General features: G+C 44.2%; 17 protein-coding genes. 9 read left to right on the top strand and 8 right to left on the bottom strand.

The genetic code is table 11. From position 1 onward, the window contains the following. Positions 1–263: 263 nt before the first annotated feature. The gene (locus R2Q85_RS06260) at positions 264–4,391 is read left to right on the top strand and encodes a two-component regulator propeller domain-containing protein (protein WP_316810893.1); all 4,128 of its coding nucleotides are present in this window, start codon (positions 264–266) and stop codon (positions 4,389–4,391) included. Here R2Q85_RS06260 and R2Q85_RS06265 read toward each other — a convergent pair. Then, entirely contained in the window at positions 4,388–6,484 is a 2,097-nt protein-coding gene (locus R2Q85_RS06265) for a glycosyl hydrolase 115 family protein (protein WP_316810894.1), read from the bottom strand. The two genes, R2Q85_RS06260 and R2Q85_RS06265, sit on opposite strands and share 4 nt — an antisense overlap. Before the next feature lie 64 nt (positions 6,485–6,548). Next, positions 6,549–7,751, bottom strand: a complete 1,203-nt coding sequence (gene uxuA / locus R2Q85_RS06270; protein WP_316810895.1) for a mannonate dehydratase — start codon at positions 7,749–7,751, stop codon at positions 6,549–6,551. Positions 7,752–7,934: 183 nt separating this feature from the next. Here uxuA and R2Q85_RS06275 point away from each other — a divergent pair, with 183 nt between their 5' ends. After that, complete coding sequence (locus tag R2Q85_RS06275; protein ID WP_316810896.1) at positions 7,935–9,290, top strand: hypothetical protein; 1,356 nt, start codon at positions 7,935–7,937, stop codon at positions 9,288–9,290. Between the two features lie 12 nt (positions 9,291–9,302). Then, the gene (locus R2Q85_RS06280; RefSeq protein ID WP_316810897.1) at positions 9,303–11,513 is read left to right on the top strand and encodes a glycosyl hydrolase 115 family protein; all 2,211 of its coding nucleotides are present in this window, start codon (positions 9,303–9,305) and stop codon (positions 11,511–11,513) included. Positions 11,514–11,542: 29 nt separating this feature from the next. Here R2Q85_RS06280 and R2Q85_RS06285 read toward each other — a convergent pair whose 3' ends face one another. Next, a complete protein-coding gene (locus tag R2Q85_RS06285) occupies positions 11,543–11,839 on the bottom strand; it encodes a hypothetical protein (protein WP_316810898.1) in 297 nt (98 codons plus the stop codon). 162 nt (positions 11,840–12,001) lie between these two features. Here R2Q85_RS06285 and R2Q85_RS06290 point away from each other — a divergent pair, with 162 nt between their 5' ends. Beyond that, complete coding sequence (locus tag R2Q85_RS06290) at positions 12,002–12,571, top strand: ferritin-like domain-containing protein (protein ID WP_316810899.1); 570 nt, start codon at positions 12,002–12,004, stop codon at positions 12,569–12,571. 28 nt (positions 12,572–12,599) lie between these two features. Continuing rightward, complete coding sequence (locus tag R2Q85_RS06295; protein ID WP_316810900.1) at positions 12,600–13,073, top strand: hypothetical protein; 474 nt, start codon at positions 12,600–12,602, stop codon at positions 13,071–13,073. Positions 13,074–13,115: 42 nt separating this feature from the next. On the opposite strand, the gene R2Q85_RS06300 is transcribed toward R2Q85_RS06295, so the two are convergent. After that, complete coding sequence (locus tag R2Q85_RS06300) at positions 13,116–14,057, bottom strand: hypothetical protein (protein ID WP_316810901.1); 942 nt, start codon at positions 14,055–14,057, stop codon at positions 13,116–13,118. Between the two features lie 149 nt (positions 14,058–14,206). Between R2Q85_RS06300 and R2Q85_RS06305 the strand changes: the two genes are divergently transcribed. The 4 genes from R2Q85_RS06305 (at position 14,207) to R2Q85_RS06320 (ending at position 18,211) form a co-directional block, all read left to right on the top strand. Then, positions 14,207–15,787: a Na+/H+ antiporter gene (locus tag R2Q85_RS06305; protein WP_316810902.1), complete on the top strand. Its 1,581-nt coding sequence runs from the start codon at positions 14,207–14,209 to the stop codon at positions 15,785–15,787. Between the two features lie 89 nt (positions 15,788–15,876). Beyond that, positions 15,877–16,779 carry a helix-turn-helix domain-containing protein gene (locus R2Q85_RS06310; protein ID WP_316810903.1) on the top strand — a complete coding sequence of 301 codons (903 nt, stop codon included), beginning with the start codon at positions 15,877–15,879 and terminating at the stop codon, positions 16,777–16,779. 97 nt (positions 16,780–16,876) lie between these two features. Continuing rightward, positions 16,877–17,284 carry a VOC family protein gene (locus R2Q85_RS06315; RefSeq protein ID WP_316810904.1) on the top strand — a complete coding sequence of 136 codons (408 nt, stop codon included), beginning with the start codon at positions 16,877–16,879 and terminating at the stop codon, positions 17,282–17,284. A gap of 105 nt (positions 17,285–17,389) precedes the next feature. After that, positions 17,390–18,211, top strand: coding sequence for a glycerophosphodiester phosphodiesterase (locus R2Q85_RS06320; RefSeq protein WP_316810905.1), 822 nt, complete (start codon positions 17,390–17,392; stop codon positions 18,209–18,211). A 161-nt stretch (positions 18,212–18,372) separates the two neighbouring features. On the opposite strand, the gene R2Q85_RS06325 is transcribed toward R2Q85_RS06320, so the two are convergent. The 4 genes from R2Q85_RS06325 to R2Q85_RS06340 are packed head-to-tail and all read right to left on the bottom strand — an operon-like array spanning position 18,373 to position 22,695. Then, positions 18,373–19,257, bottom strand: coding sequence for an aldo/keto reductase (locus R2Q85_RS06325; RefSeq protein WP_316810906.1), 885 nt, complete (start codon positions 19,255–19,257; stop codon positions 18,373–18,375). Between the two features lie 10 nt (positions 19,258–19,267). Next, positions 19,268–20,578: an aspartate aminotransferase family protein gene (locus R2Q85_RS06330; protein WP_316810907.1), complete on the bottom strand. Its 1,311-nt coding sequence runs from the start codon at positions 20,576–20,578 to the stop codon at positions 19,268–19,270. 33 nt (positions 20,579–20,611) lie between these two features. Further along, a complete protein-coding gene (locus R2Q85_RS06335) occupies positions 20,612–21,874 on the bottom strand; it encodes an MFS transporter (protein ID WP_316810908.1) in 1,263 nt (420 codons plus the stop codon). Between the two features lie 32 nt (positions 21,875–21,906). Beyond that, complete coding sequence (locus R2Q85_RS06340) at positions 21,907–22,695, bottom strand: SDR family oxidoreductase (protein ID WP_316810909.1); 789 nt, start codon at positions 22,693–22,695, stop codon at positions 21,907–21,909. Between the last annotated feature and the right edge of the window lie 5 nt (positions 22,696–22,700).

A 22,700-nucleotide genomic window follows, 5' to 3' on the forward strand; every position in this document is an offset into this window, starting at 1 on the left:
AAGCCAGGCCTGCTGATCTTTTTTATTTCCTATCATATTCCTATGATACGCCTATGAAATTCCTAAAATTTATACTGCCTGGTGCGAAGGCATTTTCAATACCATACTACTTCTTAAACTTGCTGTTGATTTCTTTCTGCTATTGATTTTACAAATATCATCTTAAGGCTATACCAAAGCCCTTTTCTTTCTTTTTTCTCCTTAAATTTCGTAACTTTAAACCACCAAATAGAAAACCTTATCTTGCTTTAACCAGAGAAAAAATGCGCAATACCCTGATCGGGATTTTCCTGACCTTTCTAGCTTTAACCACCAACGCCACCCTTGCACAAGAGCTTAGTTTTAAACGGCTTACCATAAACGAAGGCCTGTCGCAAAATACCGCCTTCTGCATTTTGCAGGACAAGACCGGTTTTATATGGATTGGTACAGAAGATGGTTTAAACAAATATGATGGTTACGATTTCACGATTTACAAGCACGAAAACAACAATAAAAACAGCCTGAGCAATAGCCAGGTAAATGCACTTTGCGAAGACCCTAAAGAAAATCTTTGGGTGGGTACCTCAAAAGGCCTGAACTTGTTTGACCGCGATAAGGCAAGTTTTAACCTTCAATCTAATGACTTTGTCACTACCCTGTTGTACGACAGCAGGGGCAATTTATGGATAGGCACTTTTGACGGGCTTAAACGCTATGATTATGCCACAAAAAAAATAGTGACCTACAAACTATCCGGAAACAATGCCAATGGCGGAAACAGGGTGCAAACCATTTTTGAAGACCAGCACAAAATGCTCTGGATCAGCATGGGCAATGACCTGAAATGTTTTGATCCGGCCGGAAAAAAGTTTTTACCCCTGCCGGAAGGCATACAACAGAATATGGCACTCCGCAAAAGCAATGTACGGGTAATTAAACAGGATGCCTATGGCAATTACTGGTTTGGAACAGAATCATCCGGGCTGTACAAATTCAGCCCTGCCAACAGCAGTGTAATCAATTACCGGCACAATACCAGTGAGGAAAACAGCTTGCCTGTAAATGTGGTAAGGTCGCTGTTTGCTTATGCCAAAGACCAGCTTTGGATAGGTACCCGAGACGGGCTGAGCGTATTAAACCTGCAAACCAACCGCTTTACCAATTATCGTTATGACCCCTACGATCCGAAAACCCTGAGCCACAATTCTATCAGGGATATCGTCCGGGACCGCGCAGGGAACATGTGGGTTGGCACCTATGCCGGGGGCTTAAACCTATTCAGTTCCAGCAGTAACAATTTCTCCTACATCGGAGAACAGGCGGGCAAAAAACCAGGACTGAGCCATCGGGTGGTGAGCTCTATCCTTAAAGCCGAGAATGGCGCATTATGGATTGGCACTGAGGGTGGAGGCCTGAATTATGTAGACCGTAAAAAAGGTATTTACAACAGCTATGTGATCAACAGCAGGCAACAGAACATTGTTAAATCGCTGGCCGGCGACGGGAAAGGAAACCTGTGGATTGGTAATTATGATGGCCTGAGTTACCTGAACACCAGCACCGGACAATTTAGCAGTTATGAGATTACGGAAAATGATGCCAAACCTGAAAACAAGCAGGTATACGCCCTGGCCCTGGATAACAATGGCCTGTGGCTGGGCACCGATGGGCGGGGACTAAAATTCAGGGATGCAAACGGCAGGATCACTACTTACGTAAACAATCCTAAAAATAAGCAAAGCGTTAGCGGGAATATCATCATTGCCCTGCAGAAAGCACCGGGAGGCAACCTTTGGATTGGAACAGAAACTGGCTTAAGTTATTTTGACAAAAGCAAGAATACCTTCAGGCAGTTTTTAAACCAGCCCGATAACCCGAACAGTTTAAGCCATAACACCATTCTGGCCCTATTTACAGATCGTCAGCAAAGATTATGGATAGGTACCGAAGGTGGAGGGCTAAACCTTTTCGACAAAGCTTCTGGGAAATTTTACGCCATCAGCAATAAAAACGGGTTGGCCAATTCAGTGATCCATGGCATTCGTGAGGATCAGTCTGGAGCCATCTGGGTAAGTACCAATAAAGGCTTGTCCAAAATCATCCTCAAAAACCTGAAGTTACCCATAGCGCCTGAAATGATACAGGTGATGAATTATACAGTCGCAGATGGGTTACAAAGCAACCAGTTTGCTTCCGGTGCTGCCGAAACCGGTGACAACGGAGAATTGTTGTTCGGTGGGATCAACGGGTTAACTACTTTTTTTCCCGATAAGATCATCAGGAACAGCTTTAAGCCTAAGGTAGTGATCACTGATTTCCTGATCAAGAATAACCCGGTTGCCATTGACGAAGATCATTCCCCGCTGAAAAAGGCTATCGGCGAAACAGACAAAATCACCCTGACGCACGATCAGGCTTTTATCACCTTTAAATTTGCCGCACTTAACTTTGTAAACCCGGAGAAAAACCAGTATGCCTACAAGCTGGATGGTTTTTACGATGACGACTGGCACTTTGTAGGCAACCAGCGTACGGCTACCTATACCAACCTGGATGCAGGAAAATACACCTTTATGATTAAGGCGGCCAACAATGATGGGATATGGAACAATGAGGTAAAAACCCTGCAGATCACTGTTTTGCCGCCATGGTGGGAAACCTGGTGGGCCTACCTGATCTACGCTTCCATTATCGGGCTGCTGCTGTATGCCTTTTATTATTATTCGGTAAAAACGGGCAAGCTGAAAAACGACCTCGCCTTTGAGCACCAGAGCCATGAAAAAGACCAGGAACTGGCCCAGCGCAAACTGAGCTTTTTTACCAATATCTCGCATGAGATCAAAACCCCGCTTACGCTGATCCTGGCACCTATTGATAAATTACTGGGTTTAAACGAAGGCAACAACAAGATCCAGAACCAGCTGATGCTGATGCAGCGCAATGGCGAACGCCTGCTGCGCCTGATTAACCAGCTGCTGGATTTCCGCAAGTTTGAATCGGGTAGCATGCAGCTCCAATCGGCCGAGGGCAATGTGGTCCGTTTTATGAAAGAGATCCTGATTGCTTTTGAATCTTATGCCAGCCACCGCCGCATCCGTTTAAAACTGGTTACCGGGCAGCAAAGTATCAGGGCCTGGTTTGACCGCGATAAGCTGGAAAAGGTAATGTACAACCTGTTATCCAATTCTTTAAAATTTACAGCCGAAGGTGGGCAGGTAACTGTAAGCCTGAAAAAAACGGAAGCGGATAACGGACGCCTGATGATTGAAGTCGAAGACAACGGGATCGGGATTTCTCCTCAGCATATTGACAAGATATTTGAACAGTTTAACCACTTTGACGACAGCAATGCCAATATCAATGGCACCGGAATTGGCCTGGCTTTCTCTAAGGGCCTTATAGAACTGCACCATGGCAAAATCACTGTGCAAAGCACTGTGGCCACACCGCAACAGCAGGGTTTGACCATATTTACCATTTCGCTGCCACTGGGCAATGCACACCTGAGCGAAGAAGAAATGATTGCCAATTACAAGGACAGCGAAAATATTGATGGCTATAAGGATACCGAGATTTCGGCCATTGCCAAACAGACCATTGAAAAGCGGAAGCAGCATGTATTGACGGCTATGGATAAGGAACGGCTGATCTTGCTGATTGTGGAGGACAACCTGGATGTACGCCAGTTTATTGCGTCGCATTTTGAGGCTGAGTTCGAGATCCACCAGGCCGAAAATGGATTGAAAGGGCTGGAACTGGCCACTGAACTTATCCCGGATATCATCATCAGTGACGTAATGATGCCGGAAATGGATGGCATCACTTTGTGCAGCAAGATTAAATCGGATACACGCAGCAGCCATATTCCGGTGATTTTACTAACCGCACGTACGCCTCTGGTGTATAAAATTGAAGGTTATGAAACAGGCGCGGACGATTACATTACCAAACCTTTTAACTTAAACATGCTGGAAGCCAGGGTATGGAACCTGCTGGATTCACGCTTAAAACTGCGCGAGCGTTACCGCAAAGAGATCAGTTTACAACCTAAAAATGTGGCCATTACCTCGCCGGATGAGAAATTCCTGGAACGGGCCATGGCCTATATCGAACAGAACATCAGCGAGGCTTCGTTAAGCGTAGAGGAACTGGGCAAAGAAGTAGGTATGAGCCGGGTTACGCTATACCGGAAAATCAAGGCTTTAACAGACCAGACCGCCATTGAATTTATCCGGAGTGTACGCCTGAAACGTGCGGCACAATTGCTGGAACAGAACAAGCTCAATGTGAACGAGGTGGCTTATATGGTGGGTTTCCAGGATATCGATTATTTCAGGCGCTGTTTTAAGGAGCAGTTCGGTTATACACCAAAAGAATATGCCAGCAATGCAGGTGAGAGAAATAGTTAATTTATGCTATTCAACAGGTCCTGTATATCATTTTGGATGCTATCTATGCCAAAGTTCTTTTCCGGCAGCGACCAGCTGGAAAAACGCCCATGATTAACCTCTGCTTTTGTTGCTTTTAAGGTTACCAGGGCCTTCAGCGTGTTTTGAACATTTAACTTTGCTTTGTCTGTTTTACCCAGATGTTTGGCTTTATAACCTGTTACCAGATGAGCTAAAGCCTGGTTTGCAGCGGCCATAAAACGGATGGGTACATACAGATCATCGTTAAAAAAAGCCTTTTTAGCTGCCGGTAACAGGTGGTAAAGGGAATCGGCGTTCAGCGCAAGGGCCTTAAAATTTCTTTCAGAATTTTGCAGGCCGCTAATGGCGGCATCTACCTGGTTATTGCTGCTGTTATCGGCAGGCACAATGCTAAACTGCCGGCCTTCTGTGGCCATGGCTCCTCCTATGCCTTTATTTTTATCGTTAAAAGGGTTTTCCAGGTAAGGCCTGTTCCATAGTGTGTAAATCTGTGTCAGGCCCCGGGCATAGCGCAGGTCCTGAAAAACGTACTGGCGATCGAAACCGGGAATATCACTTTTTCGGGGTTGCCAATAGGCATTATAATAGTTTCGGTACAGGTTAACCAGCTGTAGATCCTGGCCTTTTCCGTAATAGGTATTGCAATAGTTTTTTAAGTATTCGTCCGTTTGATAGGTCTTGAAATCCTGCATCATGGCAGCATTGGCGCTGAGCTCTAAAATATGTTCGCGCACATTGCCGGTATTTACCACCGAAAATGTGGGTACCTTTCCAATTTTTTTGGCCAGGTAACGAAAGTTCTGTTCCATTTTCCAGGGGCCCTCTCCTGCTACCAGGTGCGAGCCTGTACCGGTAAACTGGAAATTTAAATAATAACCTATGGGTCTTGCGGCCAGTTCCGGCTTAAATTGCTGCAATTCCCGGGGTGGGTAATGGTCTCCCCTTACATTGGAGTAGTTGAGGATCAGGTTGGGTTCATCGGGCAATACCAGCAAGCCTTTAGCTAAAAAATCGGAGGCTTCATTGTAAATGGTGATTTTCATTAAGGGCTGGCTTTCACCGGTTTCTTCTTTTAACAGGGCTACCTGCAGGGCCAGCATAGAATTAATGATGGCAGCGCGGTCTTTATCTTCCTTCGGTTCATCTTTGGCATCGGCAAATGTACGGCGCCAGAAAGGTTTGTCCCCCAGGCCCCTGAAACCGATCTGCCAGATGACATCCAGTCTTTCTCTTTTAATGGTTTCGATATGGTAAGTCCAGAATTCTTTTAAACCGTTTACGTTTTTGAGCAGCAGGGGCATTTTCTGATGCCTGATGTTTTTCCAGTACCTTTCCCAGTTGGTAAAGGTGGCCCCGAAAGGTGCGGTATGGGTAAAGCTGAGTTTCAGGCCCCGGTCGCGGGCATACCGAGCCTCCTTACTGGCCTGGTAAGGGTTTGTCCAGCCTGCCGAATCGATTAAATAACCTTCGCGGGTATTGAGCTTCAGCCTGAGCATGGTCTCAAAAACGGCATCGTAATTTTCGGCGTTTTTTGCCTGCCATGGAGTTAACAGGTCTTTGTCATTGGGAAACCAGGCCCTGTATTTGACCATGGCCGGCGGAAAATACAGACGGGTATTTGCAGGCAATTGGACCAGCTGCTTTTTAACAGGTTCAAAAGAGGTCCAGATCCATAAGGGCGGGATTTCCAGAAACTTTTCTGAAAAGGTGTATACAGCATAAATGGTGCCCCTGGTATCGGCGCCCTGTAACAGGACGGCTTTGTGCCCGGCATATTGTGCAGTGGTTAAAAGGTGGGCTTCAAAATCTGTAATGCCCTGTTCCCGGAAAGCCTTTGTAGTTGTTCCTTTGCAGCTCACCACGATCAGGTTTTCGTTTTTAGCTGCTGCTGCAAGGGACGAGATAATTTTTGGCGCAGTACCCAATACTTTTTTCATATCCCGCTGCAGGTCTGCGACGGCACGTTTTATGGCGATATTTTCGGTTTGGTCCAGTAAAATTACGGTACTGTTGTTTATTGTTACGGCTGGTCTGTCCTGTTCTGAAACCGTTGCTATCGCTGCTGTTAACAAAGAAATGTTTAAACAACAAAGTATCATTATCAAGGTAAATCTCTTTATCATCAATGCTGCGAATTTAAAGATTGATCTGTTCATACAAAGACCTGCGGATGCCCAGTTCCAGCCCCCTTAATTCTGCCAGGCCTTTCATCCGGCCGATTACGGAATATCCCGGATAGGTATTCCGGTGTACATCATCCAGTATTTTATGCCCATGATCTGGCCGCATCGGAATGGCGATATCTGTACGTCCGGCATGTTCACGTCTTTTTTGTTCTTTGATGATTTGCTGCATCACAGCAAACATATCGGTACTTCCATCCAGATGCTCCGCTTCGTAAAAGCTGCCATCAGCTTCTCTCTGTACATTTCTGAGGTGAATGAAATGGATGTCTGGTCCCAGGCGCTCCAGCATGGCAGGCAGGTTGTTTTCAGGATTGGCTCCCAGTGAACCGGTACAGAAGGTAATACCGTTGCTTGCTGAAGGGATGAAATTGACCACATCCAGCAGGTCTTCTTCGGTGGATACCACACGTGGCAGCCCCAGGATCGGAAAGGGTGGATCGTCTGGATGAATACACATTTTGATGCCCAGTGTTTCTGCCACAGGGATGATGGCCCTTAAAAAATAGGCCAGGTTTTCTTTTAGCTGTGCCGGGCCTACCTGTTCATAACGCTGTAAGTGCTGACGAAATTCTGCTACGCTGAACACTTCATCTGTTCCGGGAAGCCCGGCCATTATGGTATTGCTGAGCAGGCCCTTTTCGGCTTCCGTAATGCCGTCAAAGTATTGCCTGGCAGCCTCCTGCTGTTCGGCACTGTATTCGTTAAATGCTTCCTGTCGCTGTAAAATGAACAGTTCAAAAGCGGCGAGTGCGGGGGCACTGTAGCGCAGCGCACTGGCATTGTCCGGCAGTCTGAAATCCAGGTGTGTACGTGTCCAGTCCAGGACGGGCATAAAGTTATAGCATACTATTTTTAAGCCACAGGTGGCCAGGTTTTGCAGGGAACGTTTATACAGTTCAATGTAATGGTCTCGTTCCGGTTCCCCGGTTTTAATGCTTTCGTGGATGTTCACACTTTCTACTACTTCCCAGCTTAGCCCGGAACTGGCAATCAGGTCTTTTCTATGGCTGATCTCCTCCACACTCCATTCTTCGCCGCATGGGATATGATGCAGGGCAGTAACAATTCCGGTAGCACCGGTTTGCCGGATATCGGCTAAGGTAACTTCATCGTTTGGGCCAAACCACCTAAAGGTTTGCATTAATTTCTTCATCAAAGGTTTTATTTGGTTGTAATTTCAATACAGCAAGATAGACAGTTCCCCAGTATTGCAGCCATGATAGATGTTTCATATAGCCATGTTACAATAGGCCTGCACATTTGTACGATGTCCCTGTTTAATACAAACCAGCAAACTTTAACTTAGCTTTCCTGAACCAACCAAATAAAACCAGGTATGAATTTTAAAAGTTTACTTTTTTATATCCTTATGCTGGCGGCGGTCCCCGCTGCTGCGGCCAATTATTACATCAACAGCAATAGCGGCAGCGATACAAATGCGGGCAATAGTAAAGCGCAGGCCTGGAAAACGCTCGTTAACCTGGGTAAAAACAAATTTATACCCGGTGACAGCATTTTGTTTGCCAGGGGCTCAGCTTATATCGGCGGGGTGATATTTACCAGCTCGGGCAGTGCCACACAACCAATTGTCATTTCTCATTATAGTGTGGGTGCCGATGTGATCAAAAGTACACCCAGAACAGAGCTAAGTCCTATATTTGAAAAATACGGGGCAGGCCCTGCTCCTGCTTTCAGCAATCCGGACTGGAATGTACTGAACGGAAATATATTCCGGATAGCAGGTAGCTACGTGGTAATAGACGGACTTTATTTCCACGACAACACCAATCCCCCAGGCAGCGACAAGACCACCAAAAATGTACAGAAGCTGGGTGCAGTTTACCTGGCTTTAGGCACGCATCACCAGGTGGTGAAAAACTGCGAGTTTTTCCATACACCGGTGGGCATTAAAGTTAAAAGCACGCATAGCCTGATCAGCCGGAATTACCTGCACGATGCATCGGCCATGATGGCTTATTCCTGGGGCCCAATTGCCATTATGGTGGTTTCCAGCAACAACGAGATCTCGCACAACAGAGTTGAAAACTATGGCGCATACGGCGGGCCCTATGGTTCTGATGGCGGCGTGATAGAACTGGATGGAGTGGACGATAATTTTAAGGCGAACAACATCCACATCCACCACAATACCTCGATAAACAACCATGGTTTCCTGGAAATTGCAGCCCGGAACGTAGACAGCGTTACGGTGGCTTATAACTTAAGTGATGACCGTAACCAGTTTATTGGCGGCGGAGGTTATAAAGTGAATGTATTTAACAATACCGTAGTGCGGACGCGGGAACCAAATGTGGATCGTTATGTGTTCTGGACCTTTAATCCGGAGCTTACTTTTTTTAATGTACGCAACAATATCTTTTATATTGCTTCAGACCTGGGCGTATTTGGCCCGGTAAAAAAAGTGACCGGTCATGTGCGGGTGGCCGTTGGCGAACAGCCAAGGGAGCAAAACCTGTATTATTCGCCCGGCAATGCAAATCCGATAGGGATAACTGCTGCCAAGGGGGATTTGATAGCCGATCCCTTGTTTATTGATGTAGCAAACAGAAATTTCAGGCCAAGTGCCAAAAGCCCTGCGCTGGGCAAAGGAACAAAAACCGGCTACAACTACGACCTGGATGGTTATCCGGTTAAAGTAACAAAACCGGCCTTAGGTGCTTACGAATTTTAATTCAGGAAATATATGAAGTATCCTATCTCCCGTAAAAATTTTATAAGAAGCTTTTCCGCCACACTCGGCTTAATGGCTGCTGGTTTAGACAATTTAAAAGCGGCTGGTCACGGTAGCAAACCTTCCTTTTACAAAGGACAGGCACAGAAACAGGACGGAGCAGCTGTATTAAGGGGTTCCTGGGTAAGAAGGGGTACGGCTCAAAAAGGAGATGTTGCCTTACAGAAAAGTACAATTATAGTGGCCAAAAATGAACATTCAGCGGTACATCAGGCAGCCTTGTTCCTGGCTGCCGATATTGAAAAGATCAGTGGCTACCGCCCGCCCATACAGGAAACTGTCGCAAAGGACAATGTAAATATTGTTTTGCTGACCACCGGAAATGGCCCTGCACCAAAAGCAGCACTAAACCGTCTGAAAAATAAGCGCGAAGCTTTTACTGTACTGACAGCGGAAAATACAGTTTGGTTGCTTGGTTCGGATTTCCGCGGAACGGCTTATGCAGCATATACCCTTTCTGAACGTCTTGGCATAGACCCGCTTTATTTATGGACGGGTTATCAGCCCCTGCGCAACACTACTTTAATCATGAAGCAGACAGATTTCTTTGCCGGCTCACCCACTGTAAAATACCGGGGCTTTTTTCATGACGATGAAGATGTGCTGCCAAGGCCTTTTGACAAATACGGCTTCCCTTTGCGGATAGGTGATGTATCTTTGGTATGGTACCAACGGTATTTTGAAACTGCCCTGCGCCTGAAAATGAACATGACGGCACCTTATGTACGTGTACACAGACGTTATGAGGTGCAGAAGTGTGCTAGCGACTGGGGGCTGTATTATACCTCGCATCATTATGACATTTTACTGTCTAACCCTTTTGGCATTGAACGTTTTCACCTGGCCGATAAAAGAGGGGTAAGTACGGAATGGGATTGGTTTAAGCACAAAGAAAACATGGTTAAATACTGGCGCGGCGGGATTGAAGATAACAAAGGGGTAAATGCCATATGGCCTGTAGGCTTGCGTGGAACAGATGACCACGCCTATGAATTTCCAAAAGATACACCGGAAAAGGAACAGGCAAAAGTATTCAGGGATGCGATTGATGCCCAGGTAAAAATGGTGAAGGAATTAAGTCCTGACAAGGAGAATCCTGCTTTTCATTTTACGTTGTATACCGAAATGCTCGAAAAATATAGAAAACACCCGGAGGATTTTAATGTGCCGGAAGATGTAATCCTGGTATGGCCGGACAACAATGATGGCACTATGCGCGATCTGCCCAATGGGCCCGACAAATGGAAGCATGGGGTATATTATCACCTGGCTTATTTTGGCGGCGCACCTACCAAACAGGGAACGCATGTGATTACACCTGCCCGTGTTGCCGAACAGTTTAAGGCCATTGTGGCCGCCGGGGCGACTGAGTTTATGCTGGTGAATGTATCTGAAATGCGGGAACATGTCATGGAAGCGAGGATGATTGCGGACATTTGCTGGGATGCACCTGCACTACTAAATCAGAAGAACGCGGCTGAAAACTACCTGCAATGGTGGGCCCGGGAATATTTTGGGGTTGCAAATGCAACTGCGGTGACGCGTGCTTACCAGGATTATTATGCCCTGATTGACAGTTCTGAGAAAACTTATTTTGCGGCTACACAGTTTGAACTGATTCTGGACCAGCTGTACAGGAGATTTACAAAAAAGAAAGCGGGTGTTTTAGAGCCCGCTAAAATTAAGGAACTGAAAAGTAGGGATGAGCAATATGAGAATGTTTTTAAGCGGATTGATTTACTGCTCCCCCAATTGGACAGGGAACAAAAACAATTCTTTTTTGAACATGTTGAACTGGGTTTAAGAATAGACCAGCGGCCCGGCCAATCGGCGCTGCTCTTGTTAAAAGCATTGGCAGAGCCTGATGAAGCCAGGGCCTGGGACCTGGTTGCCGAAGCAATGACACCACTTGAAAAACTGGAAGTGGACATCCTCAGGGCAGAACGCCCACCTTTTGACAAATGGTATATCCCAACCTGGATCAGGACGCCAGTAGCCCCATTCAACATCCACAGGTCTTATACGCAGTTGCGGGAATTCATTACCAATAACGGAGCTGAAACACCCATCAAGCCCCGAATGACCTTTGGGCACAACATTGAGGGTGCCCGCTTATGGAGTGATTTTATAGAGGAATCAACCAGGATAAAATCCACCTATTGATCTATAATATGAGTTTACTGAGCAGATAATTATCCCGTTTCCTCTCGAAAGAAATAGAGTTCTATCTCTTCACCAATGGCATCAACAGCGGTTTCGTTGAGTATCAGTTCCAGTCTTTCGCCATTTAGATCCGGCTCATAAAAAGGTAAATCGCCAGGCTCCACGTCTTCCTTTTCTATCAGGTCCCATTCATCGCCATTATAACATACGGCCCCCATCACACCTCCATAATAAATTACCTTATAATAATTTTCTTTTACCGGCAAAATGGTCAGCGTGACCTCTTTTTTGCCATAGCCAATTCTGATGTTAAATGCTCCGTCCATTTGCTTTTAGCGTTTAATAATAATAGATAAGTACCTGACATGCAATAACAAGCATGAACAGAAAATGTTTTGTTTATTATTTATTAAAATTTTCTAAACAAAAACACAAGCCATAGGTTTATTACTCGCTACTAACAATTCACATCTATTAAAAACTACATTATGGCAACAACAAAAACCGGCGGCGCAAAGACAGCTGCTAAAACCTCAAGTGTTTCTATCAAAACCGGAAAAATGGAAGACTCGGAGTTCCACGAATTCTTTGTAGATGAGCTGAAAGACATTTACTGGGCAGAAAAACACCTCGTAAAAGCTTTGCCTAAAATGAAAAAGGCAGCAACAAGCCCGGAACTGGCAGCAGCTTTTGAAAAACACACCGAAGAAACCAATACCCACATTGCCACTTTGGAGCAGGTGTTTACTTTACTGGAGGAAAAACCACAGGCAAAAAAATGTGATGCCATGGCTGGTCTGCTCGAAGAAGCTACCGGAATTATTGAAGATACCGATTCCGGTACGATGATCCGTGATGCAGGATTGATCCTGGCTGCACAAAAAGTAGAGCATTATGAAATTGCTACCTATGGCACATTGGTGGTATTTGCACAGAATATGGGCCATACCGATGTGGCAGAATTACTGCAATTTACCCTTGACAATGAAAAGGCGACGGATGTAGCTTTAACCGAAATTGCGGTAAGTTTCATTAACGAACAGGCGGCGGCTGAATAACACGTTGCTCCTAAAAACAGCTTCTCTGATGAGCCCTGTGTTTCATCAGAGAAGCTGTCAGCTTTTTTTCAACAATGTTAAAAAAGCTCGTGATATTCATGCATATTTATGGCTCGTACAAACCAATATAATGACAGCCAATTTTGAATGCCTTTACTTTCTGGATAGTGATATGTTCTGTATTGTCGAAATAAAACGAACAGAATTACCCATTTACGCGCTAAAAAAAGACAGGTTCAAATGGCTGATGATCAACAAAAAAACAGCGGTTATCAAAGAGCTGCGTTTCCAATCAATGGATTCTTCACATGCAATTGAAGAACGTTTCTTCGACCTGGGTTACTTGAAGTTTGATTCAGAAAAAGGCATATTTATTTCTAAAGAGACACAGGCACAGCACCATCTTGAAAATACAGCAGGTAACGAAATACCATCAGAAATTGTCACACTTATAGTAAAGCATCTAAACAGTTATGAAAATGTTGTCTCTGATATGCAATAACTCTGCTGCGATTATCATATTTAGAACGAAAGAATTCGGTTTCTATTTAACTTTCTCGTAAATATATAATTCATGGATTTCTTCTGTATAGCCTTCAGCTGTTAGCGGGCCCTGGGACATGCCAAGAATAATTTGCGTACCCCGATTGTTCAAAACAACCAGATCATTATTAACAGGATCTATAGAAAGGCCTTCTATTTCTCCAGTACGTCGAAAATCGGCCATTTCACGAAACAGGGTCAAACGGCCGGCAATAGCTCCGGCGGCAATCTTGCCTGGTGTTTTGACCAGTTGATGATCTACCATCGCCATATGTTCACCGTCCTTCAAACCAGAACACGGAACTTCGGATAGATCTGCGATATAAATATTGTCGGCAATCTGGTACGTAGCTTCACCATCATCGGCAGCAAAAAGCATCTTTCCATCTGTGATGAATATCCCCTGGCACCAAAAAGGTGCAGGACGGCATTGCATCTTGGTGCAATACTTGCCAGTTGCAAGACTGTAGCCATATACATAGCGACTATCGACCCAGTCGGACATCCAAACCATTTTTTTTTCACGGTCAATTGCAATCCCTGATACTTCAACCTGTCCAGAACCTGGTTCCCAGTTGATGTCTCGTTTCCAACCTAATGTTTTTGCATCGTAAACCGAAACGGCTATGTTTTGACCACGCCCATACTCAAACTTTTCAATGCCGCAATAGATTTCACCGTTAAAGATATCAATATCGCCAAAATGGTTTGCTATTTCCGGATGCTGGAAAGGTTGGAGATTCTTCATCACCATATTACCTCCTTTATCGTATTTGTAAAGTGCCCTGGTGTCTGAGACGTAATAATACTCCTTATCAATTGCAATTCCCTGGCGTCCCGATACCGGCATCACTTTTTTTAAGCGATACGAATTACCTAAATGCTGCGCGTTTGCTGCTAATCCGACAATTATTACAACAAATAATAAAAGTACTTTTTTCAACTAAAACCTCCTTTCCCATCTTTAGAATTGCCATTATCAAATATAATCGGATCATCCTAAAAATATAAAAATGTCTAAAACCATAGCCCAAATATGCTATCAATAAAGATATAATTTATCATTTTATAATTTTACTTATATTTAAACTGATGCATACACTTCTACCCTTTCTGCTGGCTATGATAGCCGCAATTGTATTACTGAATATGTGGGCCGTCAAACTCAAAATTGCCTACCCTATTCTATTGGTTGTTGCCGGATTGCTGATCAGCTTTATCCCCGGATTACCGGTCGTAAAAATTGATCCTGACCTGATCTTTTTTCTGTTTCTTCCACCATTGTTGTTTGAAGCGGCCTGGTCTATCTCTTTTAAAGAAATGAAAAAATGGTGGCGCATCATTGGCAGTTTTGCTTTCCTGGTGGTGTTTTTCACCGCACTATCTGTGGCATTGGTCTCTAATCATTTCATTCCCGGATTTACCATTGCTTTAGGTTTTTTATTGGGAGGCATAGTATCACCCCCAGATGCGGTCAGTACTGGCGCCATTACCAAATTTGTGAAAATTCCAAGGTCTACTTCAGCCATCCTGGAAGGAGAAAGCCTGCTGAATGATGCTTCTTCGCTGATCATTTTTCGCTTTGCCCTGGTTGCAGTAGGCACAGGGCAGTTTATCTGGCAGGAAGCGACCCTGAATTTTCTATGGATGGTAGGTGGTGGAGCAGGTATTGGCTTGTTGTTGGCCTGGCTATTTGTGCAGGCACACAAACGCTTGCCTACCGATGCGCCTTCTGATATAGCGCTGACACTTATAGAACCGTATTTTATGTATTGGATAGCGGAACAGCTGCATAGTTCCGGGGTTCTGGCAGTGGTAAGCGGTGGGTTATTTATGTCGGCAAAGCGGCTGATCTTTTTAAACAGTACCAGCCGGATTAAAGGCTACAGTGTATGGGAGAGTTTTGTATTTATACTAAACGGCATTGTATTTCTAATCATTGGCCTTCAGCTTCCGGAAATTGTAGCAGGATTACGTTCTGAAGGTATACCTCTGTCCACGGCTATTGGCTACGGCTTACTCGTAACAGGTGTTTTGATAGCAGCCAGAATGATCAGCGCTTACGCTGCCTTAATTGCAACGCTGATTTTTCGGCCAATTGCTACGCCTCATGCTTCATCGAAAAGAAGGCGATGGCTGATGCCGCTGCTTCTTGGCTGGACGGGAATGCGTGGTGTAGTTTCGCTGGCTGCTGCACTGGCTATTCCGGTTAGCTTGAGTGGACAAGCGTTTCCGCACCGGGATCTGATATTGTTCATCACTTTTGTTGTGATATTGCTTACGCTTCTGGTGCAAGGGCTTACCCTCCCGTATTTAATCCAACGTACACATTTTTTTGATGATATATTTAGTGAAAAAAAAGAAGAACTAGCCAGGAAAAGTATAAAGCATGGTTTAAAACAACATGTGTACAAGACCCTTAAAAATAAATACGACAATGAACTGAACGGTCATGCAGTTATGGAAAAGTTTCTGAAGCATTGGGAAGAAAGAACAGATGCCTCGGATGACAGCTGGATGAATGAAAAGACAAAGTCAATTTTTATTGAACTGCTGGAAAGCCAGCGGAAATATCTTTCGGAACTGAATAAAGATCCAGCAATTGATGAAGAATTAATTCGTCACCAATTGTATCAGATCGACCTTGAAGAGGAGCGATTGAAGATCATGTAAGTGCCTGGTTTGGCTGGATAAAAACAGATAAGTATATTTGAGCATCATCACCAGGCTGGCGACCGTTGACATTTTGCCTGAATTTTTCTATGGGAAAGACAAAAAATACCATTCCATATTATACAGACATCAATGCTTTCCTGGCATCCATCCCTGCAACAGGCAACACCACAAATCCATTTTTCTATTGTAACCGGTTAAAGAAGCTGGAACATCCGGCGGAGATTTATAAACCTCCTTTTAAAAGGTCCTTTTATTTTTTCGCATTATTCTTCAGTCCCGGCAGGGTTCAAGTCGATTATGACGACAAAACCATCAGAGATCCGGAATCTTATCTGGTTTTCCATTCACCGGATTTAGTCTACAGCTTTTCTCATGATGAAACCCTGGAAGGATATGTGATCTACTTTAAACCCGAGTGTTTTTCGTTTTTCAAACCGGATTTTCATGAAGAATTCCCATTCTTTAGCCGCTTACATACCAACCTCTTTAAACTAGACCGGGCAACTTTTAAACAGCTTGCGCCACAATTCGGGGAGGTCGTAATGGCCTATGAAAGATCCGCCAGGGAACATCACATGGAGGCCCGCGCCAGACTACTTACTCTTCTTTATTACATGAAAACATTTGTCAATGAAAGAAAGAAAATCACCAGGTTTGCCACACCTCAGCAAATGCTGCTAAGCAAATACATACGTTTGGTTAACAACCACTATATAGATAAAAGAACAGTAACAGCATATGCAGCTATGCTTTCGGTAACTCCCAACCATCTTTCACAATCGGTTAAATCCGTCTCTGGTCAGAATGCACTTTCCTACATATCAGCGCGGCTGCTTACCGAAGCAAAGTCTTTATTACTTTATACGGATATCGATATCGCAGAAATCGCGTATCAGCTTGGTTTTTCCGATCCGGCTAATTTTGGCAACTTTTTCAAGAAGCAAGAACAAATAACTCCTTTAGCTTTCAGGAAAACCAGAAGGAACTAAAATTCACCATTACATCCAATTTTTTAACCAGTCAGATTGTTTCCGATCGCTTTTCTTTGTATCAGTAATCAATCATTAATCGTTTAAAAAGAAAACAATGGCAACAAAAATTTTTGTAAATCTTCCCGTAAAGGACCTTAACCGTTCAAAAGCATTTTTTGAAGGTCTCGGCTTCAGCTTTAATCCTCAGTTCAGCGATGAAAATGCAGCTTGCATGATCATTAGCGAGACGATCTATGCGATGCTGTTAACAGAATCTTATTTCAGCACGTTTACCAATAAAAAAATTTGCGACGCACATACAAGTACGGAAGTACTGATCGCTCTTGATGCCACATCCAGGGAAGAGGTCCAGCAACTGGTAGCAAAAGCAAAAGAACTGGGCGCTGTCATTTATAAAGAACCAGCAGATCATGGATGGATGTACCAGCACAGTTTTGCAGATCTGGACGGACATCAATGGGAATTGGCCTACATGGATGTTACCCAGTTTCCGGCTTCGTAAACATCTATATTCTTCATCGCATAATTACTTCACGCTATTGAATCACGAATTGAAATTCATTGCTCAATTTAAGATTAAATTAACACAGCTAATGTAAATTTGTATATGATTATTTTTAAGTCCTTAAATACGCTACTGTTGATCTGTGCAATTTCCCTTTCTGCATTTTCCCAACATACGATACCTGTCAAGGGAGTTACAGCACACAGAGGTTTTTCAGCAGCATACCCTGAAAACACCTTAACTGCATTCCAGGCCGGCATTGACGCTGGTGCAGATTGGGTGGAACTTGATATCCATAAAACAAAGGACGGAAAAATAGTAGTGAGTCACGATGCATCAACTGGCAGAGTGGCAGACAAAAGCCTGATCATAGCCCAGGCAAGCTACCAGGAACTTCAAAAACTGGATGTCGCCACAGCATTTCGTAAATCCAGGGGGCTCTCGCAAAAAGAATGTCCGGCCGAAAAAATGCCCTTATTAGAAGAAGCAGTAAAGCTGATCTTAAAGCAAAAAGCAACAAAGCTGTCTATCCAGCCAAAGGCCGATTGTGTAGCTGAGGCAATTGGTATCGTCAGGAAATTGGGTGCAGAAAATAGGGTCGGATTCAATGATGCCAGCCTTAAGTATATGTCGCAGGTTAAACAATTCGCGCCCAGAATTCCGGTTTTTTGGGATCGAGGACCAGAGACAGCCATCAATGAGGATATCTTAACCGCCAAAGCAATGGGATTCGAAACGCTCGTGATCAACTTTAAAGGAATCACACCCGAAAAAGTACGCTTGGTAAAGGCAGCCGGCCTTCAGGTGGGTACCTGGACGGTAAGTGATAAAGATACCTTACTAAAGATGATAAAACTCGGGCTTGACAGAATTTATACCGACGATCCGGCGCTGCTGATCCTTCTTTATAAGGAATCCCTCTAATTCCGTCTACCCGGGAACTCACCGTACCCAACTAAGGTAAATATTGATCCGCAAACGGAGAATTACCGTAATGGCAGGATTAATAGCGGGGTTTGATCAAGATGATGAATGAAGCATCGTCGGTATGGCTGACCAAGATAAGCCACTACACTACTTATTGTTTAAAAATAGATATTTAAAGCCTTAAAAATATCCTTATCATAAAATTCTTGTGCAATAACAGCCATTTCAAGTTGCTCCGGCGACCGTCCTCCTACCAGCACATATTTAACCTCTGATTGATGCAAAGCCCATGACATCGCAAGAAACCCCATACTATAACCGGTAAGATGAGAAACTTTTCTAAGCCATTCACATTTTTTTAAAGCCTGATCAGTGAAATAGATATCCTGATGCCCGGTAACTACACTGAAACGGGAGTCTTCAGGTACACCATTCGTGTATTTCCCGGTAAGAAAACCCGCGCCAAGTGGACTGTACGTAACAATCTCAATTTGATTTATGCTACAAATATTGATTAACTTTGTAGTTATGTCGCTAACGGCAAAATTATGATTATTCTGAATATATTTAAATGACATCAGCCCATTTAATTGCTGTAATTGAATGACTTCTTCCAGCTGATCAGCAGTAAAATTACTGGCACCAAGCGCAATTGCTTTCCCTTGTTTTACACAGCGGTCAAGTGTTCTTAACACCTCCAAATTTTTAGCAGAGTCATCCCAGGAATGCAGATAAAATATGTCGAGTGTATCTCTTCCTAAACGCTTGAGGCTTTCGTCTATTGACCCGATAATACTTTCAGAAGAATAAGGTGGAGAAACTTTCGTAGCTACCAGTACCTGACTTTGAGCTGGCTGCCGCGATGCCAGCCAGCTTCCTATAATAGATTCAGATGCCCCATGATGATAAGCTGAAGCGGTATCAAAAAGTTTAATGTCACAACTCAGTGCATAATCCATCATACTAAAAGCACACTGCTGATCAATCTCCCGGCCAAATGTTACACACCCTAATCCGATAGCAACTTTTTTATCCTCAATCATCCTTCAAAAGTCAGCACTGTATTTCCTTAAGTACTCTCCGGGCTTTACTCAACGCAAATTCTATATCCGCTTCCAGATGAACTGCGCTGATATACCATAGTCCACGGCCAATAATTCTTACTCCTTCATCATGCATACCCGAAATGAATTTTCCTAATTTTACGCGGTCAGATTGAAGTGTATCCCGATAATCCTTTATCTGATCCAATTGCGTAAAGGCTATGCTAAACATAGGTCCGGGCCCCTGGACAAGTAAGGGATGGCCCGTATCATCTGCCACTTTACGCAAGCCTTGCATTAATTTCTGCCCTAAAAAAAACATATTTTCGTATGGATTTTCCCGTTCCAGTACCTGGATTGTAGCTAAGGCAGCGGCTACAGGGGCATTGCCCGAGTTCATGGTGCCGGCATGTATTACACGCGATTCGGCAACCAATCCCATCCACTCGCTTTTTCCCGCCACCACACTAATGGGATAACCGCTACCCATTGCTTTGGCAAAAATAGACAGGTCCGGGCTGATGTTAAAATAACGCTGCGCCCCACCTAATGACAACCGAAAGCCAGTGATTACTTCATCAAAAATAAGCGCAAGGCCAAACTTGTCACATAGGTCCCGCATACCCTGTAAAAACCCATCATCTGCAACGATGCAACCATTATTACACATTACCGGTTCTGTGATGATTGCAGCCAGTTCATGCTGATGCTCCTCTACAGTTGCTGTCAATAATTCAAGATCGTTCCAGGGGATGATCAAAAAATCTTCCCGGCTGCGGGCTGGCAAGCCTTCAGTCCAGGGATATACCTCTGGGTTTTCCCTACTGCCTAAAAATCCATCAGGACCGGCAGATATACCCCAGCTTACATTATCCAGCCAGCCATGGTAATGTCCCTCAAATCGCAAAAATTTTTGTTTACCTGTTTTGGCCCTGGCCACACGAAAAGCGGTCTGAACTGCTTCCGAACCATCCAGACAAAACCTCATCAACTCGGCCGAAGGTATCAGCTCCTGGATTTTTTCAGCCAGTTCTAATTCACGGATATGCTGACCCGCGAAAAGCTGCCCTTGCTCCGAATAATCATTTATTGCATGCAGTACCTCCGGATGGGAATGACCTAAAATAAGTGGCCCCTGGCTTAAGGTAAAATCAAGATACTCGTTCCCATCTGCATCATAAACCTTTGTCCCCTTTCCATGGGTATAAAATAAAGCATGTGGATGATTGTACTTTCTGAATTCTGAGGAAACTCCTCCGGCCAAAACCTTTTTTGCCCTCGCTAATAATGCGCCAGATTCGCTATACTTTTTATTTTCCATTGAGTTAAAATTTCAAATTATCTGATCAGGTATTTAATTATTTTCGCTTGAATTTATCTGCTTTGGCCTTGCCATAAATAAAAGACCTGCGCATACCAGCATCGTTAACGCAGCAAATTGATACACAGAGCTCAGGTTTACATCCGAATCGCGTAAGGCACCTCCGGCAAACAAGCCTATACCGCCAACAATACAGCTAAACATATTAAAGATACCGTAGCCTGTTGCGCGGTAGCGGTCATCTACAACCATACAAAGTATCGGCATCATATTGGTATCGCAAAATGCCCTGGTTAACGCATAAAACACGAAGAATAAAATCGCAAGTGACAACACCGTAGTACTGCTTGCAAAAAAGATACAAGGCGCAGATATGCAGAGACCAATAAGCGGCACATAAATTCGTGCGCGGGGATTTACCCTGCCCCATTTGTCTGCAAGGTAGCCACCAAGCAATACACCTACCAGAGAAGCAGGGTACAAATAACCAGTGGCATAAAGACCTGCAACCGCCTGCGACAAGTTAAAATGTTCCTTATAATAAGTAGGAAGCCAGCCCATAACGCTCCAGCTAACCACACCCAGCAAACTCCAGTAAGCCAGCAGAATATTAAATGCTCTACCCGCAAATAAAGCCTTGATTCCCTTAAAGAAATTAACATTTGTATTTATCACTGCCAGCGGCTTTGGCATCACCGCGCTTTCCTTTGGCACATCTCTTAATATAAATAACAAGACAAACGTGTATACGATCCCGGCGCCCCCTAAAATAGTAAATGCAGTGGTCCAGGCATATTTTTCAGCAATCCAGCCACCCAAAAACCCCAGGCTCTGCCCAATCATAATACCCGCCATATGAAAACCTGTTGCCAGCGATCTGGTTGGGCCCCTGTGATAGTCGGTAATTAAAGCCAACGCAGCAGGAATGTAACAAGCTTCGCTAATTCCCATTAAGGCCCTTGTAGCCAGCAACTGATCGAAGGTAGTGGCGTGCGAAGTAAGCCAGGTTACGGCAGACCATACAAACAGGCTCAGCATAATAACCAGGCTTCTGTTAAACCGGTCTGCCAGGTAACCCGCCACCGGACTTGCGAAACCGTAAACCCATAAAAACACGGATGTTAACAGCCCAAACTGGGCATCAGTCATCGGAAGATCATCTATAATGGAAGAACGCATTGTGGTAATAACAGTACGGTCCAGATAGTTTAAACATCCAACTATGCATAGCAATGCTACAATGAGCCATGCTCTTGGTGGCAGTTTAGATTCGTTGCCTGTTATTTCTGTTGCCATATTCATGTATTTATTTCTTAAAAAGTTTAAACTTACCAACTGGTCCATCCACCGTCTACCAGCAAATTATGTCCTGTGATATAGGCTGAGGCTTCTGAAGCTAGAAAAATGACAGGACCTTTGATGTCATCATCTTCCGCAAACCTACCTAACGGTGTCATTTTCTTATAGTTATCTACAAATTCATTTTTACCAATAAGTTCTGCCACTCCAGGCCCGTATCCGCCTGGACTGATGCAATTGGCCCTAATATTGAACTTGCCGTAAAAATTTGCCAGCCATTTGGTAAAACCAACCATTCCCCATTTGTCATACGTATAATTTAAAGGACTTGTCATTCCAGTGTCGCCATAAATCCCAAAGTTTGGCCCTACAACCCCCTGTATAGAGCCAATATTGATGATGTTACCAGAGCCCCGTACCTTCATTTCCAAAACCACAGCCTGAGTTATCAACATCAGGCCAGTAGAGTTGATTTGCTGCGAGCGTTCCCATTCTGTCTTGGTGACTTGCTCTAAATCTTTAAACCCTTCCCTGGAAACCGCATTGTTCACCAAAATATCTATTTGTCCATGCCTTTCGATAATCTTTCTGGTAAAATTCTGAATGCTTTGTTCATCCCCCATATCCAGAAACATTCCCTCCGCTTTAAAGCCTTGTTGCTTAAGTACCATTGCATAGGCCTCACATTTTTCCAGGTCACGGGAAGCCACAATAACCAATGCACCGGCTTCGGCCAGTGCTAATGAAATAGGCTTCCCATACAATCCTGCTCCGCCTGTTACGATGGCTACTTTACCATCCAGCTTAAATATTTTCATAATTT

The organism is Pedobacter heparinus (assembly GCF_032678725.1).
GTDB lineage: Bacteria > Bacteroidota > Bacteroidia > Sphingobacteriales > Sphingobacteriaceae > Pedobacter > Pedobacter heparinus_A.